Here is an 18,212-nt window from a genome sequence, read left to right as displayed (position 1 = left end):
ATTTTCAGATTCTCGTGTTCGAAAATATGGGCATGCCACTTCAAAACCGTTACCATGTAAGGACTTCTCGTAACGGCAGGCGGAAAATAGTCTTTTCGCATGTCTTCTCGTCTCAGAGACCAACCCCCGACCGGAGACTAACCTCCACATGTTTGGCGTCGATGTCGCGTTCAACAAGCCGTGGTACTTGCTGCTGTTGGCGGGCCTCCCATTGCTGTGGTACTTCAGCTTCCGCAGTATCTCGGGCCTGGGGCGTGTGCGTCGATTCTTTGCGTTGGGTTTGCGCTCGTTAGTCTTCGTGCTATTGGTTTTCTGCCTCGCCGAGATCCAGCTGCGCCATACCAGCGAACGGGTCACGGTTATCTACGTGCTCGATCAGTCCGAGAGCATCCCGCGTGATAAGCGTGCCGCCATGGTGCAGTACGTGGTGAAGGATGTCGTCGAGCATCGCAACGCCGCGCGTGGCGATCGCGCTGGCGTGGTGGTCTTTGGCCGAGAAGCCGCCATCGAAGTTCCTCCGTACGGCGATTCGCTGCCGATCCAGCAGGGCCGGCTGGAAGCGATGATGCAGGTACGTTCCGATGCAACCAATCTGGAAAGTGCCTTGAAACTGGCGCAAGCCTCATTCTCGGAGGATACCGCCAAGCGAATTGTGGTGGTCACCGACGGCAACGAGACCCTTGGCGATTCGCAAAACATTGCCCGGCAGCTTTCTGAAAACGGTATCGGGATTGATGTCGTCCCGGTGGCGCTTTCGAGCCGGGCTGAAGTTGCGGTCGAGAAGATCACCTTGCCCAGCGATATTCGCAAAGGTCAGCCGGTTCAGGTAAACGTCGTATTGAACAACATGACCGAAGCCACCCCTGAAGATGATGGCAAGGTCAAAGGCAAAGTGATTGTCGTGCGAAAGCATGGCAAACGCGAAGACGTGCTGATCGAACAGCCTATGGAGCTTGAGCCGGGCAAGAAGGTGCTGACCTTCGAGCACTCGATCGACGAGCCTGATTTTTACACCTACGAAGCCCGCTTTGTACCGGACGACCGGCTCGACGATTCGATGGTCCAGAATAACGTGGCGACCGCTTTCGCTCATGTACGCGGCGAAGGAAGCGTGCTGGTTATCGAAGACTGGGAGAACGTCGGCGACTTCGATTTTCTGATCGAACGACTCCGGGCCAATAAAATAAATGTCGAAACGATGCCCAGCAACGGGCTGTTTACCTCGCTGGCCGAACTGCAGCGATACGACTGCGTGATCATGGCGGACGTGCCACGCGCGAGCGGAGGCGGAGCGGGCGATATCTCCAGTTTCAGCGATCAGCAAATTGAAATGTTGGTGCGAAACACGCAGCAGATGGGCTGCGGTTTGCTGATGATTGGCGGGCCTCGTTCGTTTGGGGCGGGCGGCTGGTCGAATACCGAGTTGGAAAAGGCGATGCCCGTCGATTTCAACATCAAAGACGCCAAGGTGGTGCCGGTCGGTGCCCTGGTGATGATGATGCACGCCTCGGAGCTGGCCCAAGGGAATTACTGGCAGAAAGTGGTGGCCCGGGAAGCGCTGAAGGCATTAGGCCCGCAAGACTACTGCGGACTAATCCATTGGAGCGGAACCGATCAGTGGATGTGGGGCGTACCGGATGGCTTGCTTCCGGTCGGACCAAATCGTAACCAGATGGTTGCCAAGCTGAACCGCATGACTCCAGGCGATATGCCACAGTTTGATCCGGCGATGCGGATGTCGTTGGCGGGCTTCAACGCGATCGATGCCCGCGGAGCGAATGTTTCGATTCGGCACATGATCGTGATCAGCGACGGTGATCCTTCGCCACCCAATCCACAGACCGTCCGAGCCTTCATCCAGTCCGGCGTCAAAATTACGACGGTGGCCATCGGTACCCATGGCCCGGCCGGCAGTACGCCGCTGCGGCAATTGGCGGCTCAGACCGGTGGGAAATACTATGCGGTGACCGATCCGAAAGCGTTGCCACGTATCTATCAGCGAGAGGCCCGGCGCATTGCTCAGCCGCTGATCAAAGACAGCCCTGGCATGCTGCCGATTACCTACCCGCATGAAGTGCTGGAAGGGATCGACGGGTTTCCGTCGTTCGATGGCTACGTCATGACGACGCTCAAAGAGAATGCCCTGGTCGATGTTGGAATGGTGGCCCCGGTTCCACCAGAGCATCCCGAGAACGCGACGCTGCTGGCAACATGGACCTATGGGGTCGGCCGCACCGGCGTGCTGACCACCGACGCCGGCAAACGCTGGGCGAACAAGTGGACCGCCTGGGAAGGGTACGACAAGTTCTTCACCCAATTGGTCCGCTACTCGATGCGTCCGACCGACAGCCAAAGTAACTACACCGTCGCCAGTGAAGTGAAGGATGGCATGGTTCGCGTGGTGGTTACCGCGACCGACGAAGACGATCAATATTTGAACTTCCTGAAGTTCTCTGGAACCGCGATCGATCCGGAGATGGAATCGAAAGACTTCCAGCTCGAACAGGTTGCCTCAGGGCGTTATGTCGGAGAGTTTCCTGCGGACAGTTCGGGAAGTTACTTTTTGTCGATCTTACCCAGTACCGGCGGAGCACCGATTCGTACCGGGGCGAATGTCCCCTATTCGGCGGAGTTTCGTCAGCAACGGCTGAACTCGGCCTTGGTCGAAGGACTGGCATCGCTGACACCAACTGGCGGCGAGGCAGGTACGGTGATTGATGGCGATTTCGCGATTGGCCGCGTCGAAGAACTACTTGCCGTCGATACGTTTCGGCATACCCTTCCTAAGGCGATCAGCAGTCAGCATATATGGCCCATTTTGCTGGTTTTGTGCGGACTGGTTTTCTTCGAGGATGTATTCGTCCGCCGCGTCACGATCGGAACCGAATGGGTTGGACATTCGTATCGATGGATGCATGCCAAGATTTTCGGTGCCCCGGAAACGGAAGGGGAAGAAGACCGGATGGAACGGCTCCGGATGATCAAAGAGCGAGCCACCGCCGACTACGACGACCGCAAGGCGACGTCGCGGTTTGAAGTGGGGCTCGACCAGACCAATGGGCCTTCCGCGGTCGACGAAGAACTTGCCGCCAAAACGCCAACCAGCCAAGGGCCCCCCAAGAAGGCCCAGTCGATGAGCGAAACACCCGAAGAAGATTCGTACACCTCCCGATTGTTGAAGGCCAAGAAGCAGGCTCGCAAGCGAACCGGTGGCAGTGGCGATGAAAATGAAGGAACGTAGTCGCCAGACTCGACAACGAATCTGATTTTTGAATTACGATGGACTAGGACGCAGCTCGCTGCCAGCTCCTTGAGAGATCACTACCCGAATCACACCCGAGAAAAAGTCGCAGCAAGGAAATCGCATGAGTGTCGCTGAATCGATGCAGCAGCAAGCCGACGAATTTCGTAGTCGTTATCACGCCGTTAAAGACCAAATCCAAAAGGTGATCGTTGGTCACGACGATATCGTCCATGGAGTGCTCACTTGCTTGTTCGTTGGCGGTCACTGCTTGTTGGAAGGGGTGCCTGGTCTTGGTAAGACGTTGCTGATTCGGACCCTTTCCCAGGCCCTCGATCTCAACTTCAACCGCATTCAGTACACGCCTGACTTGATGCCGGCCGACATCCTGGGCACCAACATGGTGATGGAAACCCCGGAAGGCAAACGCGTGTTCGAGTTCCAGAAGGGACCGATCTTCACGCAGATCTGCCTGGCGGACGAAATCAATCGTGCCACGCCCAAGACGCAGTCCGCCATGCTCGAAACGATGCAGGAAGGATGCGTGACGGTGGGTGGCCATCGTTACGTGCTCGACAAGCCGTTCTTCGTTCTGGCGACGCAAAACCCGATTGAACAAGAGGGTACCTACCCGCTGCCGGAAGCACAGCTCGACCGCTTTTTGTTCAAGCTGGTCGTCGGGTATTCGACCGCTTCCGAGTTGGGAACGATCATCGATCGCACCACCAAGGGTACCAAGGTCGAAGCCGAGAAGGTGATGGATGGTTCCGAGATCTTGAAGTGGCAGCAGGTCATTCGCGAAGTGATTCTGGCGAAGCACGTTCAGGACTATATCGTCCGACTGACATTGGCGACCCATCCCGAAGGTCCGCTCGCACTGCCCATTACCAATCAATATCTGCGTTGGGGTTCCAGCCCGCGTGGTGCCCAGACGTTGGCACTGACCGCCAAGGTTCGAGCCCTGCTCGATGGCCGCTACAACGTCAGCTACGAAGACGTCCGCCGCGTGTTTCTGCCGGCGATGCGTCACCGTGTGGTCTTGAACTTCGAGGCCCAAGCCGAAGGACTCGATACCGATCACGTGCTGCTGGAGCTGCTGGAGAAGGTGCCTGAAAAGGCGGACGACGCCGTGCTCGCGTCACCGGCCAACTAGACGTTTCCCCACCGATTGAATCTTTGTCAGGTAAGAAGCGTCGATGGCGAAAACAAACATCGTTTCCGATCTCCTTTCTCCCGAACTGTTGACACAGCTCGAACGCATGGAGCTGGTCAGCCGGAAGATCTTTCGTGGCCGAATGAAAGGGGAACGTCGGAGCAAACGCAAAGGGACCAGCGTCGAGTTCGCCGACTTTCGTCCTTACGTCGCCGGGGACGATCTCCGCTTCATCGACTGGAACATGTATGCCCGACTCGATCGCATGTTCCTCAAGATGTTTCTGGAAGAGGAAGATCTGCACTTCTATACGCTGATCGATGCCAGTACTTCGATGGAATTCGGCACGCCCAGCAAGCTGACGTACGCCAAACAGTTGGCGGCAGCGCTCGGTTTCGTCGGTTTGTGCCGGACCGACCGGGTGCGGATTGAAACCTTGGGAACATCGCTGCGCAAGCCAGGCCCGATTTTGCGAGGCCGTCAGAGCGTGTGGCGAATGCTTGACTACCTGAATGGGATCGAACCGGGCGAGAACGTTTCGCTGCTGGAAGGTGCGAAGAACTTCTGTCTGCGAAACCAAGGCAAAGGTATCCTGGTGCTGGTAACTGACCTGATGGACAAAGCAGGCTTCGAGCCCGCGCTGCGTTTTCTGTCGACGCAGCAAATCGATGTCTATGTGATTCAAACGTTGGCCCCGGTCGAGTTGAATCCTGCCGAGCAGATTAAAGGCGACTTGAAACTGGTCGACTGCGAAGATGGCGACATCGCCGAAATCACAGTCAGCCGTCCACTATTGGACCGCTACAAGCGAACGCTTGATGCGTTTGTCGATGGTGCACGAACCTTCTGCTCGAAGCGTGGTATGGCCTATATGCTGGCGAATACCGAGATCCCGGTAAGCCACCTCGTTTCCAATTACATGCGGCAGCGAGGGCTCTTGCGATGACCAGCTTGTTTATCAATACCTTGGGGCCGCTGGGCTGGACACTGTTGGCGTTGGTGCCTCCGGCGATCATTGCCCTCTATTTCCTGAAGCTTCGACGTCAGCCGCTGGAAGTGCCGAGCACGTTCCTTTGGAGCCGGACGATTGAAGATCTGCACGTGAACAGCTTGTGGCAGAAGATGCGGCAAAGTTTGCTGCTGCTTCTACAGCTGTTGTTCGTGCTGCTGTTGATCCTGGCCGTCCTTCGCCCCGGGATGGAAGGGGATCAGAAGCTGGTTGGCGATCGCTTTGTTTTTCTGATCGATAACTCGGCCAGCATGGGTAGCAAAGACGCCGAGGGGGATCAGTCGCGGCTGGACGAAGCTAAGGCCAGAGTATTGGAGATGATCGACCAGATGGACAGCGGTGACGTCGGCATGGTCGTCACGTTTTCGGATCGGGCCAACGTCGTTCAGCAATTTACCGACAACCAGCGCGTGCTGGCGAGCAAGGTTCGTTCGATCGAAGCGACCGAGCGAACAACCGATATTCTCGAAGCACTGCGGGTCGCTTCCGGCCTTGCCAATCCTGGCCAGTCTTCGTTTGAAGAAGGGGACATCCAGGTTGCCGAGGCGAAACCAGCAACCGCGTACATCTTGAGTGACGGACGCTTCCAGACAATCACCGACTTCTCGTTCGGCAATTTGCAGCCGGTCTATATTCCGCTGGGAACCGATACCTCGAGCAACGTTGGCATTTTGGCCTTCAGCACGCAGCGTAACCCGGACAAAGACGATCAATTGCAAGTCTTCTGCCGGATCGCTCGCTTTGGGGCCGAGCCGAGCGAAGTCACCGCGAACTTGTACTTCAACAACGAACTGCTCGACGTTGCCCGCATCGCACTCGATCCCGACGATGGCACCGGCGGGGCCCAGTTCGATTTGGGAAGCCTCGATGTCGGACAGCTACGTTTAGAGATCGAACACGACGATGTCTTTCCAGCCGACAACATTGCCTACGCCGCGATCAACCCGCCGGAACGAGCCCAGGTGCTGATCGTCTCGGAAGGAAACGATTACCTGCGATTTGCGCTGGCCACCGGAGAAATTCGCCGGATCGCCGACGTGAAGATTGTTTCGCCGGAATACCTCCAAGGAGAGGACTATCCAAAAGAGGCGGCCAGTGGTCGGTTCGACCTGATTGTCTACGATAACTGCACACCAGAGGTGATGCCGGAAGCGAATACCGTCTTCTTCGGCGGTAAGCCTCCGGTCGACGAATGGGTCTTCAAAGAAGAGCAGGTCTTGCCGCAGGTCATCGACGTCGCCCAGAGTCATCCGGTGATGAACTTTGTGAACCTGGGAAATGTTTCGATCTACAAGGCAAACCCGATCGAAGCCCCGCCAGGGGCGACCGTGCTGATCGAATCGGATCAGGGAGCCCTCATGACGATCGCACCTCGCAAAAGCTTCGAAGACGCGGTCCTCGGTTTTAGCTTTCTAGTCACCGAAGAGGACAAAACCTTCTTCAATACCGAGTGGACCAAACGGCTTAGCTTCCCGGTCTTCATCAAGAATCTGGTCGAGTACCTCGGCGGAGTCCGTAGCGGCCAAGGCGAGATGAGTATCCGTCCAGGCGAGAACTACACGTTCCGTTCCAGTGGCTTCGCATCGGAAGTTCACATTCGCCCACCCTCTGGCCGCGTGCGAACGATCGTGCCAACGGCCGACAACCTATTCAGCTTCGGTGAGACCGATCAACTTGGCACCTACGAAGTTCGCGAAGGGAATTCCGACGAAGTCTCGCGATACTTCTCGGTGAACATCTTCGACGCCGAAGAGAGCGAAATTCAGCCGAAGCTCGAAATCGAAACCCAGTGGGAAACGATCCAAGGGCAAGAGACCTGGCTGCCAATGCGGCAAGAGTATTGGAAGTGGCTGGTAGTGCTCGCGCTAATCGTGCTGCTGATCGAATGGTACATCTACAACCGCCGCGTCTACCTTTAATCGGCTTAGTCGTAGAGGCGGAACAGACGCTTTAACGCATCCAGCAAGCCGCCTGGGGCGGCGCTTTCCATATCGTCGCGAAGCGATTCGAGCGGCGGGTGCAGCAGTTTATTGACCAATCGATCGAACGAGCGTTGAATCTCGTTCTGGAGCTTTGGGTCGAGATCGGCCATCTTGTTCATCAGACGACGAAGTTCGTCTTGCTTGATCTCGTCAGCGGCTTGCTTCAGCCGCTTGATAGTCGGCCCGGTCGCACGGTGGTGTAAATCCGCCATGAACTTTGAGGTCTCGACTTCGACAATCTTTTCGGCCTTGGGCCATTCCAGTTCGCGTGCCTTGCGATTCTTCTCGCATGCCTTCTGCAGATCGTCGATCGAGAAAAGATAGACCCCGACGCAGGTCCCGATCTTCGGATCGAAGTCGCGGGGAATCGCCAGGTCCAAAATGAACATGGCCTTTTGGTACCGCTTGGTTTCGACTTCCAGGAACTGATCGTAGGTCATGATCGGCTCGGTGGCTCCGGTCGTGCTGATGACGACATCGGCCCGCACGAGTTGCCGGACCAGTTCGGTCCATGGAAACGCTTCGGCGTTGAAGGCTTCGGCCAGCTTCTGACCCCGTTCCAGGTTTCGATTCACCACGCTGAAGTCGCGAACGCCCATGTCGCGAAGATAATTCAGCGTTTCCTCCCCCATCTCGCCAGCACCGATGATCAGCACCTTCTTGTCGTCGAATCGGTCGAAGATGCTCGACGCGAACTCACCCACGGCGACGCTCGGAATGCTGACCCGTTTCTGATGGATGTTGGTCTCGTTGTGGACCCGTTTGGCGACGTGGATGGCGGCCTGAAAGATGCTGTGGGTCAGCGTTCCGGCACAATCAGCATCGGTCGCCATCTCGTAGGCCTGTTTGACCTGCGACAGGATCTGAGCTTCTCCGACCACCATGCTGTCCAAGCTGGCCGCGACGGTAAACAGGTGCCGCACGACATCTTCACCGGTTCGCTCCAGGACGTTGTCGAAGATATCTTCCGACTCAAGCTGATGAAACTGAGCCAGGAAATCGACCATCTCGTGATGCGATGGAAACCGCGTCGGATCGACCGAAGCGGTATACAACTCCGTCCGGTTACAGGTCGACAGAATCACCGATTCCGTGTCGGGGAAGTGTTCCCGCAACATCAGCATCGCTTTGCGAGCTTGCTCTGGCGTAAATGCCAGACGCTCGCGAACTTCGACATTCGCGTTGTGGTGACTGCAGCCAATCATGTGGAGCTTCATCGGATGAGGCTCCTTGGTGAGTCGACTCCCTGCGATACCTGAGAGGTGTCGTCTTTTTCGGTCGTCGTTTCGCTGTTGCGGGCATGCTGCGAAGGGCCGAACAAAATCAGACCCAGCACCAAGGCCAGGAACATGAAGTTCGCCATCGTCAGGTAAGCCACCTTCTGTCCTCGACGAGCCGGACGATAAACCAGCTCGAAGATCATGGCGGCGACCAGCCACAAAAACAGGATCGCGGAACTCCAGATCACCGGATCGGTCCACGGAAAACTATTGTGATTCAGTTTCAACAGAATGCCTGCGAAGAGCCCCCCAGCCAGTAAACAGGTCGAGATCACGAGGGCCCGGCGGTTGGTCATTTCCAGCCATTCGAGGCTCGGCAACTTGAAACCTTCGGTCGACAGCATCTTGTGCTTCAGCCGATACGACTGGATCAGGTACATGATGCCGGTGACAAAGCCCAGCATCACGATCACCGTCCCCGCGAGCAGGGCTGTGCCGTGAATGACTCCCCAGGTTTCCGCGGAAGTGGTCGTCGAAAAGGGGGCGACCCGGTCCATTAGATAGGCGACGCCAACCAGCAGCAGTACCAACGGCAACAAGAACAGGCCGAGGGACGTACCTGGTTGAGAGAACGCGGCAATCACGTAGAGCGAAACCAGGACCCAGGCCGCCATCAGGCACCACTGATGCCATGATGAGATGGGTCCCGATTGGATGACACCTTGTTGTTCACCCACCAAGTAGAATGTGTGAGCCGCCAGGCCCAGCACCGCGAATCCCAGTGAGAGGACTGCCCGGGAGCGAGCCCTGACAAATATCCGCGCAATCTCGAGCCCCAGTGTAATGGCATAACTGGCAGCGAATATCAGCAGCGTGATCCCAGATAGCATATGACCGTTTCAATCGGACCTTCGCGAAGAGAAGGGGACTCTTTCCTCGTTAGTGGGATCGGTTGGGTAGGCCGGAAGCTTCATCGCAATGAAGGCCTTCGTCCCGGCTTCCTGGAAAGGTGGGTAATGTCGACTCACTTATTTTAGTTGTGAGGGCCCGCGAAGGGTAACTCCCCCTCGTCGTGGTAGGGGGCGGAATCCAGGGCAAAGAAGGGCATTTCGCCCGATACCAGCCGATTCGGACCGCTTTCATGAGGGGGCAAAACTTCTTATAGTAGGCGTTTACGCTCTAGACTCGGGGTTCTTTCATGCGCCCGACACCTAGGGTTCGCTAGTTGAATCTCGCATCCCACGTTCGTCGCCGACGGGTTTCTTTCGGGTCGGCCACCCCCTACTGTGACGTGGGCCAATCGTTTTCGACCGCAGGATATTGAATGAAAACGCTCATTAAGAATGCCACGGTGATTTTGCCGGATGGACCTCAGAAGACTTCCGTCCTGATCGACGGAGCTCAGATTGCCGAGATCGATCCGGCCGAATCGGTGAAGGTGGACGAAACGGTTTACGCCTACGGCATGACGCTTATGCCAGGTGTGATCGACGCCCACGTTCACATGCGAGATCCGGGCCTGACCAGCAAAGAAGACCTTCGCAGTGGTAGCCGGGCATGTGCCAAGGGTGGGATTACCACCTTTCTGGAAATGCCGAACACCAATCCAGCGACCGTTTCCCAAAAGCTGCTGGAAGAGAAGCTGACCCTGGCGGCCAACAAAAGCATCGTCAACTACGGTTTCTTTGTTGGTGCGACCCTGCACAACATCGACGAGCTGAAGAAGGCGACCCGCACCCCAGGGATTAAGATCTACATGGGGAGCAGCACCGGCGACATGGCTTTGACCGATCCTGGCTTGCTGGAAGCGATCTTCGCCGAAACCAAGCTGCCGATCGCCGTCCATGCCGAAGACGAATCGATCATCGAAAAGATGAAACTGGAATGTGCCGGAACACGCAATGTGATCGACCACACCAGGATTCGCAGCGTCGAAGCGGAAGTTGCGTCGGTGAAAAAGGCCTGCGCGTTGGCTCGTGAATACAAGCATCGTTTGCATATCTGCCACGTCAGCAGTGGTGCCTCGGTCGACATCTTTGAGGACCATGGCGACGTGATCACGGCGGAAGTCTCGCCGCATCACTTGTTCCTGAACGTGGACGACTATTTGAACATGGGCACGCTGGTCCAGATGAATCCTTCGCTGAAGACGAAGGAGGACAATGAAGCGTTGTTCCAGGCCCTGCTGGACGACAAGATCCAGATCGTTGCCACCGATCACGCCCCGCATACCTGGGAAGAAAAGTGTGCGAAATACCCTGATTCGCCGAGCGGTGTACCTGGAGTCGATACTGCCTTGCCGTTGATGCTGGACATGGTCGCCAAAGATAAGTGCACCCTGGAAGACGTTGTGCACTGGATGTGCGAAGGTCCTGCCCTGGTGTGGGATATCATGGAAAAAGGCCGCATCGAAGTTGGTTACGATGCCGACCTGGTGCTGGTCGACATGAACAAGACTCAGGTCATTCGTGGCCCGCACATGGAAACGAAGTGCGGCTGGACCCCGTTCGAGGGTCGCGAGGTAACGGGCTGGCCGGTTCGGACTTGGGTTTGCGGCAAAGAAGTCTACCGCGACGGCAAGTTCGACGAGTCCCGCATGGGCGTCGAAGCAATGTTCGACCACAGCCGCGGCGGTTACTGGGAAGGTGTCGAGGACTAAGCGACTCCTCGCAGGCGAATTCAAAATAAGGGCTCCGGCGGCATTGTCGGAGCCTTTTTTGTTGCCTGTGAACATGATCCACCGCCGTACTAGGCCGCACGTAGCATGTCTCTATCAGAAGACTACCGAAAGCTGCTCGAAATCTGGCGATCCAACTACGGACGCGAGCATGGCTGGTATGTGGAATACGATGGCGTGTGCGTCGCGGAGCTCGTCGATTGTGAGTTCTTCGAGATGTTTTGGGACGGCGTACTGCATCGTCCCTGTCGCGAACGCTCTACGCGTGGAAGAGGCCGATCTGAAGGCCCCTGAGTTCTGGGAAGAGGTTGACCGGTTTCGCTATCGAAATCGCTTTACCAGTGACGTCGCGGAAGATGCCTTCGCCACGGCAGACCCGTTGAACGAAACAGGCCAGCTGGTCGTGCGGGGCCTGTATGTCGACGTTCGCTCACCCAATTGTGTCGATCGATGGATCAACTGGGCGTTGGGCGGGGAAAAGATCTAGCGGGCAATTCTGCCGCTAGGCATCTTACAGATACATGCCCATGAAGCTGTCGCCCGATTCGCTTTCGGCTTTGATCTTGGCGATCCGTTCTTCGGTCTTTTTCAGGTCACCGGCCTGGATGTAGCGATCGAATTCGACGGCGACGCTCCGCTGGACTGTTTCCTGGAACCAGTGGACGATCGGTTCCGAGAGCCACGTGCAGGTCTCTTTCACCAGTTCCACTTCCAGGTCGTTGCCGCGGGTTTCCATGTCGTTTTCGTCGGTGATGACGGTGCCATGGAACTTGAACTGGATCATGCCGTCCTGCGGATGGTTCAGCAGGTGATAGGTGCACGTCGCGTTGTGAAGATAGTAGGTGTTGTGCGAACCATGCTTCTCCATGGCCGACTTGACGCGAAGACAATGCTGCTGGAACTTCGGCGAGGCATCCATCGGAATATCCATCCGATCGATCGAACGCAGCGGAAGACAGTCGAACTGGATTTCTACCCAACGTTCCATGTGGGCTCCTTCGCGAGTCTGGCAGGGAGAATCGTGCGGCGAAAGCTGTCGCCGCACGGCAAACCATCGTCAGGTTGCTTCAGCCCTTACTCTACCACAGAAGTGGTTTCTGTCGCAGCAGCCGGTTCTGGCTGCGGGGCTTCCAGACGCCATGTTCCGACGAACCAGCCTGGGGTGACGGACAGGGACGAGATGCGAAGCGTGCCAGCGTCGGCCCATTCCCCTTCAAGCTTGATCCCCTCGCCGACGATCTCGGGCTTGAAGACCGCTTCAAACTTCTTGCGAAGGAAGGTCTTCGCCGTCAGATCGAGCGGGCCGAGGCGTTCCTGCGTGGGGAAGTCGACCAAGACTTCGCCAGTGCGAGTCAGGAGGGTGCCGTTCTCCCCCTTCTCGATCTTGTAGTCGGCACTAATCGCGATGGTGCGATTCACTTCGTTGTCACCACGGGTGAACTGGCGACCACGGATCCCAATTTTGACCGTGTCGTTATCGAAGACAACCTGGATGGGACTCTTGTAGTCGAAGGTGATCGACCAAGGGTCCGTTTCCTCAGTGATCTTCAGTTCGTCAGGAATCTCAGCGCCACGTTGGTCGAGGATCTCGACCAGTCGTTCGTCGGTCAGTTTGACGCCCGCCAGGAAGACTTCGCCATAGTTGTGGATGATCGATTCGTGCAGCTTCAGCGTGAGGTCCGCTTCCTGGTCTTCCGCCGCAGGAGCTGGCGACGAAGCAGCCAGTTGCCCCTGGCCCGAGTGCATCACTTCCAGATTCAGGGCATCCGCCGTGGTCGAAGCCTTCAGGTGATCGGGAAATTCGTCACGACCAATCAAGGCGCGGAACAGCTTTTCCTGCAGACGCGAGTTGGCGTCGTGAACGAGATCTCTTGTTTCGCGATCGAAACTGGCTTCAACCTTCGATTCGGTACGCTGCGAAGCGATGGCCTGAGCCTGCCCCTTTTGCTGATAGGCTCGCTTGGTGGCGATCTTCTGGATCAGCTTCAACTTGGCACAGATCGCATCAAAGGTGGTCGTCGTCCAGGCCTGGGCCGTGGCTGGCTTGGCCGACAGGCCGCTCTTGTCGAAGATCAGCTCTTTGGCGGCAGCGATCTTGCTGTAACCGGTCGAGTAGATCGTGGCAGGACCGTTGACACCAACGTTCTTCGAGGTGACTTCACCGTCGAGTGTCAGTTCGATGATCGCCTTGGTTTCGCTAGGAACCAGTTTCACGTCGACATTGCCATGCATATGAGCCGTGCCGGTGACGTTGGTGCCCAAGATCACTTCACGAACCGGAGTCGTTTGATTGACCGGACGGGCGATTCCACCGGCGATCAATTCGCGGGAAACCGAGGCGTAGAGGTTCGGTTGATCGAGCTCCGAGCGAATCTGATCGATTAAATCGGGAACTTGATTACCTTGTTCGAGCCAACCCAGGATCGGACCAATCACGTAGGCATCTTCGCTAGCCGCCGTATCTTGGTATCGCTTGACCGCGTCGGCCAGGGTTTTGAGCTGAATTTCGTACATCTTGGGGTACTGGTCGACCTGAGAGAAGTAGGCCAGGTTGATGTACTTACGTAGGGCCTGACGGGCCGCCACGGTCTGTGGCTTGTCAAGACCGGCATACGACCCGCGGTATTTCAGATAGATTTCTTCTAGCGTTCGCAGGTCCGGTTTTTCCGCGGAAAGCTGTGTCTGAAGATCGTCCCACCGCAGATATGCCTTCCATGCCGCTTCGTTTTCGGAAGTCCCATTGGCGAGGAAACTCTCGAGGGTACCGAGCTTCGACTCTAAGGTCTTTTTGGCCGCAGCCACTTCCTCAGCCGACACGGGCTTGAACTTCGCTTGCGCATCGATCACAGCCTGCGAGAGATCGCTGGCCGGAGCAGATTCCTGAGCAGAAGCTGCCGAGCTGAAAATCAGGAAACCTGAACCAAGAAATAGAAGACTAAGGGCTGCCGTGCGCCATGGATTGCAGATCATGATGTTCCTCATCCGTGCTGGAGGGGCCGTTTACGGGGTTCGCGGTCAGGGCAATCCACAAGATATACCGTTTAGGAGGTCTCGTGAAGCTTTCATGGGCGTCATTCCCCTGGAAAGATGCCCATTACGCAAAGATTTCGGAGCTGACACGTATTTCCTATAGTTCGCACCTTGCCTGTGTTGACATCCCGGCAAAGATCCGAGGAAATTGGATCTCTTCAGGCGGGAGGCTGAACTAGTAGATTGACTGCTACAACTGGCAGTTTTACCCTTACTTAATCGACTTTACCGGTAAAACCTGTTTCGACAGTGCAAATACCGAAGTTTGTTACCCCCAGCTTACTTTCCTCGAACCTCCCCGGGCTCCATGAACATGTCGCTTCGTACCCTCTGCGTGCTGACCAACGTTTTGCTTTTCGCAAGTTGCTCGAGCATGGCATTGGCCGAATCTACCGAGCAGCAATGGCACGACAATTACTCGAGTGCCGTCAAAGCTGCGACCGCGGAAAAGAAGATGTTGATGATTGTCTTTGATGATCAATCTGCGGCCGCCAAGCAATTCAAGCAGCAAACCTTGACTAATCGGCGGGTTGCCGAGTTGCTGGCCAACTATGTCGTCGCTGATCTGGGCGTCGACGCTACCGTGACCGTCGACGAAAAGCCGACGCGTATTTTGAACCACGCTGCCTTTCAGTACATGTATGGCACCGGTGGTATCGCCATCGTCGACTACACCAATAACGACCCAACCCAGTTGGGACAGGTGGTCAGTCAGTTCAACTTCAAAGGAACGCAAGGTCGAACCACGACCGAGATGGAAGTTATCCTGACGCTTCCTCCTGGTTCGCTCACCCAGCGTACGCTGATCTACGCCGTGCGGATGCACCCAGAAAAGCCACGCAGCACCGGCGGTGTATTCCGTCGGTTGTTGGCGCTGGAAACTTTCCGCCACAGCCGCAATCAGGCCAGCATGCAACTGCAAGGGCATCATCAGTGGGAATCACGTTTCCACCAGATCAGCGCTCAACTGCCCGGTGGCCTGGTGCCAACGGAAGTGTGTGCCGAAAGCTGGCCAGGGCAGCGTCTGGAAGACGCCGCGATTGAATGCGTCCGAAGCTGGCGTCATTCGTCGGGACACTGGTCGGCAGTCAGCGATGCCAATGTTTACTATGGCTACGACATGAAACGGGGGCGTAACGGAATCTGGTACGCGACCGGCATCTTCGCTCGCAACCGCTAAGCATCGGGGCGGAAGAGCCCACGATAATCGAAACCATCGACACGACCCGTGCGGGACTTACAACCGCACGGGTCGTGTTGCTTTTTCCCAACATCCCATGATGAAAAAACACCGCATGTTGCCTAACCGCGTGCTAAGTTTTCACGGCTTGTCATTCTGGGCAAGCTACGTCGGGAACTCCACGTCTGCGTTATGGATAGAGTCATGCGGTGGTCAACAAGCACGAAGCGAATGTTGCTCCTTGCAATCCTCTGGGTTGCAATCGCCGGCTCGGGGTGCGCTCAGATCAATGTGCCTCGGATCGACCCAACCGGACAGCGGATCTTCGCCCGCGGCGACTCGACATCCGTCGACTGCAACCTGGGCTGCTTCAATCAGCAGCCAGCTTTTCAACAGCCTGCTCCCCTCTCGCCATGTCCCGCTCCGGGTGTCACACCGTTGACGCCGCTGCCAGAACCACCGAAAGACCTGGCCGAGGCTGAAGCCTTACAGCTTTCTCCATCGCGAGTGGTCGCTCCGGTTGGTACGGAAGTCGTGCTTGTCGCCGGTTTGAACCGTAAGCGTCACCTTCATGAAGCAGGCCGTCCGGTCAATTGGATTTTGTCGCGAGAGAGCGTCGGCTATATCACCGAAGTCGGTAAAGACTCGAACATGTTCGATCTGGTCTCGAACCGTAACTACGGTGTCCAGGGACCAGACTTCGCGACGAGCAGTACGCTGCTGTGCGATAAGACTGTCGACCGCGGCACCGAACTGCCAGGCGACGATGTCCGTGTGTTGCGTGGCCAGACCTGGATGTCGGTCAGTTCGGCCGCTCCTGGTGTCAGCCGTGTGACCGCGCTGGCACCCACCTTCGAAAATTGGCCAGCTCGTCAGCAAACCGCGACGATCTATTGGGTCGACGCGCAGTGGCAGTTTCCGGCTCCCGTTGTGGTTCCGGCAGGCGATAAGGCTGTGCTCAGCACAACCGTCTTGCGACAAACGAACCGTCAGCCGGTGGCGGATTGGGAAGTAATGTACGAGGTGCTCGATGGCCCGGCGTCGGCATTTCTGATCAATGGCCGCACCGCCGAACAAGGTGTGCCGGTCAAGACGAAGACCAATGCCGATGGTTTCGCGACGGTCGAACTGGCTCCCCTTTCCAATCAACCCGGGACGGCCCAGGTTCGCGTGACGATCGTTCAGCCGAACCTCGACCCTGAAAGCAATGCCGAAAACCTGATGCTTGGTTCAGGCGTGACAACCGTGACCTGGAGTGCTCCGCAGCTTGCTGTCGACATGACCGGTCCACAAGTCGCCGAATTCAACGCCCAGGCGGTTTACAATATCAACGTCCAGAATGGTGGCGATGTGGCTGCTCGAAATGCGATCGCTACGGTTGTCCTTCCCCCGGGATTGACCTACGAATCGAGCACGCCTGCCGCCCGGCAGGAAGGGAATCGACTGGTGTGGCAAATTGGTGATCTGGAAGCTCGAGGCTTCCGCCAGATCACCCTCAACACACGAGTGAACCAGTCAGGATCGATCCAGAACTGCGTGACCGTCCAGGCCGAGCCTGGCCTGCAAAGCCAAGACTGTGTCGACACCCAGGTGATGGTCGATGCGATCTACCTCACCATGGAAGGCCCTGAAGCGGTCATCGTGGGTGAACCGGTCGAGTATGTCGTCACCATCCGAAACACGGGCGATCAGCCGCTCGTGGGGTTGAAGCTGGAAGACATCTTCGATCAAGGTCTTGTCTTCCCAGGTGAAACGAGCCCGATCGTCAACGATCTGGGGACCCTTGCGATTGGTCAGGCCGTAACGCGTCGGCTTTCCTTCCAGACCCAGACACCAGGCCGCTATTGTCATCGCTTGACGGTGACTGCCAACGGTGTCCAAGGGAAGTCGTCGACGGCGTGCGTGTCGGTGAATCCACCCGCTCCAGAGCCTACGTTTACCTTAGAAATCCGAACCAAAGAAGTTCACGAAGTCGGTCAGGACGTGTTGTTCCAGGCCGTGCTGGTGAACACCGGTTCCACGCCGCTGACCAATGTCCGTGTCGAAGAGAGCGTCGACCCTGCCTTCCAGATCGTCGGCCGCACGGACCCGGCCCGCGACGTCGCCAACGGTGCCGTGTGGACATTCGATCAGATCATGCCGAACCAGCGAGCGGTGGTCGAAATGATGGTTCGCTCCGATCGACCGATTGGATCGGCATGTAATACGGTCACCGCGACGACCGACCAAGGTGTAACCGAAAATGCTCGAGTCTGCACGCAGATCGTGCCTCAATCGGCCCCAGCGGCTGAACCACCTCCGACGGTTGGCCAACCAGGCCAAGGCAACCTGGGCGGCAACCAGCCGGTTACGGGGCAGTTGGAAGCGTCGCTTTCCGACCTGAACGAAGGCGTGCGAGCCGGTAGCAACATTCGCTATGTGCTGACGATCAAGAACGGTCGCAACGTCATCGACGAAAACGTCGCCATCACCTTGCGATTGGATGCCGGAATGCGGTTTTTGCAGCTGACTGGGCCAGTGAGTCCTCAGGTATCGCAGTCGCAGGATCTGCTGACGGTGGCCATCCAGCCGCTGCAAGTGATGCGTGTGGGTGAACAGGTCAGCCTGACCTTCGATGTCCAGACGTCGACGCCTGGCAAGAAGACGATTCGGGCCGAAGTGCGAAGCCAGGAATCGCCGCAAGGCGTGGTCGCAGAGCAAAGCACGACCGTATACTAACG

At 56.9% G+C, this 18,212-nt stretch carries 12 protein-coding genes; 8 read left to right on the top strand and 4 right to left on the bottom strand.

The annotated features are described in order from the left end of the window. Window positions 1-148: 148 nt before the first annotated feature. From AB1L30_RS09180 to AB1L30_RS09165, 4 genes are all read left to right on the top strand, one after another. Window positions 149-3,241: a VWA domain-containing protein gene (locus AB1L30_RS09180; protein ID WP_367013120.1), complete on the top strand. Its 3,093-nt coding sequence runs from the start codon at window positions 149-151 to the stop codon at window positions 3,239-3,241. A 124-nt stretch (window positions 3,242-3,365) separates the two neighbouring features. Continuing rightward, the gene (locus tag AB1L30_RS09175; protein WP_367013119.1) at window positions 3,366-4,394 is read left to right on the top strand and encodes a MoxR family ATPase; all 1,029 of its coding nucleotides are present in this window, start codon (window positions 3,366-3,368) and stop codon (window positions 4,392-4,394) included. A gap of 43 nt (window positions 4,395-4,437) precedes the next feature. Beyond that, window positions 4,438-5,340 carry a DUF58 domain-containing protein gene (locus tag AB1L30_RS09170; protein WP_367013118.1) on the top strand — a complete coding sequence of 301 codons (903 nt, stop codon included), beginning with the start codon at window positions 4,438-4,440 and terminating at the stop codon, window positions 5,338-5,340. Continuing rightward, a complete protein-coding gene (locus tag AB1L30_RS09165; protein ID WP_367013117.1) occupies window positions 5,337-7,322 on the top strand; it encodes a BatA and WFA domain-containing protein in 1,986 nt (661 codons plus the stop codon). Before AB1L30_RS09170 ends, AB1L30_RS09165 begins: the two co-directional genes overlap by 4 nt. A gap of 5 nt (window positions 7,323-7,327) precedes the next feature. On the opposite strand, the gene hemA is transcribed toward AB1L30_RS09165, so the two are convergent. Continuing rightward, the gene (gene hemA, locus AB1L30_RS09160; RefSeq protein ID WP_367013116.1) at window positions 7,328-8,602 is read right to left on the bottom strand and encodes a glutamyl-tRNA reductase; all 1,275 of its coding nucleotides are present in this window, start codon (window positions 8,600-8,602) and stop codon (window positions 7,328-7,330) included. Further along, on the bottom strand, window positions 8,599-9,495 hold the full coding sequence (gene ccsA, locus AB1L30_RS09155) for a cytochrome c biogenesis protein CcsA (RefSeq protein ID WP_367013115.1): 897 nt from the start codon (window positions 9,493-9,495) through the stop codon (window positions 8,599-8,601). Before ccsA ends, hemA begins: the two co-directional genes overlap by 4 nt. 434 nt (window positions 9,496-9,929) lie before the next feature. On the opposite strand from ccsA, the gene AB1L30_RS09150 reads away from it, so the two are divergent. Further along, window positions 9,930-11,264 (top strand): dihydroorotase, encoded by a 1,335-nt coding sequence (locus AB1L30_RS09150; protein WP_367013114.1) that lies wholly within the window; start codon window positions 9,930-9,932, stop codon window positions 11,262-11,264. A gap of 283 nt (window positions 11,265-11,547) precedes the next feature. Then, window positions 11,548-11,769: a hypothetical protein gene (locus tag AB1L30_RS09145; RefSeq protein ID WP_367013113.1), complete on the top strand. Its 222-nt coding sequence runs from the start codon at window positions 11,548-11,550 to the stop codon at window positions 11,767-11,769. 24 nt (window positions 11,770-11,793) lie between these two features. Here the strand turns inward: AB1L30_RS09145 and AB1L30_RS09140 are convergent, their stop codons facing one another. Continuing rightward, a complete protein-coding gene (locus AB1L30_RS09140) occupies window positions 11,794-12,270 on the bottom strand; it encodes a hypothetical protein (RefSeq protein WP_345092202.1) in 477 nt (158 codons plus the stop codon). Window positions 12,271-12,356: 86 nt separating this feature from the next. Next, window positions 12,357-14,252, bottom strand: coding sequence for a hypothetical protein (locus AB1L30_RS09135; protein ID WP_367013112.1), 1,896 nt, complete (start codon window positions 14,250-14,252; stop codon window positions 12,357-12,359). Window positions 14,253-14,625: 373 nt separating this feature from the next. Between AB1L30_RS09135 and AB1L30_RS09130 the strand changes: the two genes are divergently transcribed. Beyond that, entirely contained in the window at window positions 14,626-15,492 is an 867-nt protein-coding gene (locus AB1L30_RS09130; protein ID WP_367013111.1) for a hypothetical protein, read from the top strand. 231 nt (window positions 15,493-15,723) lie between these two features. Then, the gene (locus AB1L30_RS09125) at window positions 15,724-18,210 is read left to right on the top strand and encodes a hypothetical protein (RefSeq protein ID WP_367013110.1); all 2,487 of its coding nucleotides are present in this window, start codon (window positions 15,724-15,726) and stop codon (window positions 18,208-18,210) included. Window positions 18,211-18,212 lie beyond the last annotated feature (2 nt).

This window comes from Bremerella sp. JC817 (assembly GCF_040718835.1).
Lineage (GTDB): Bacteria > Planctomycetota > Planctomycetia > Pirellulales > Pirellulaceae > Bremerella.
Note: the sequence above shows the minus strand (reverse complement) of the source record. Positions and strands in the feature narration are given on the sequence as shown.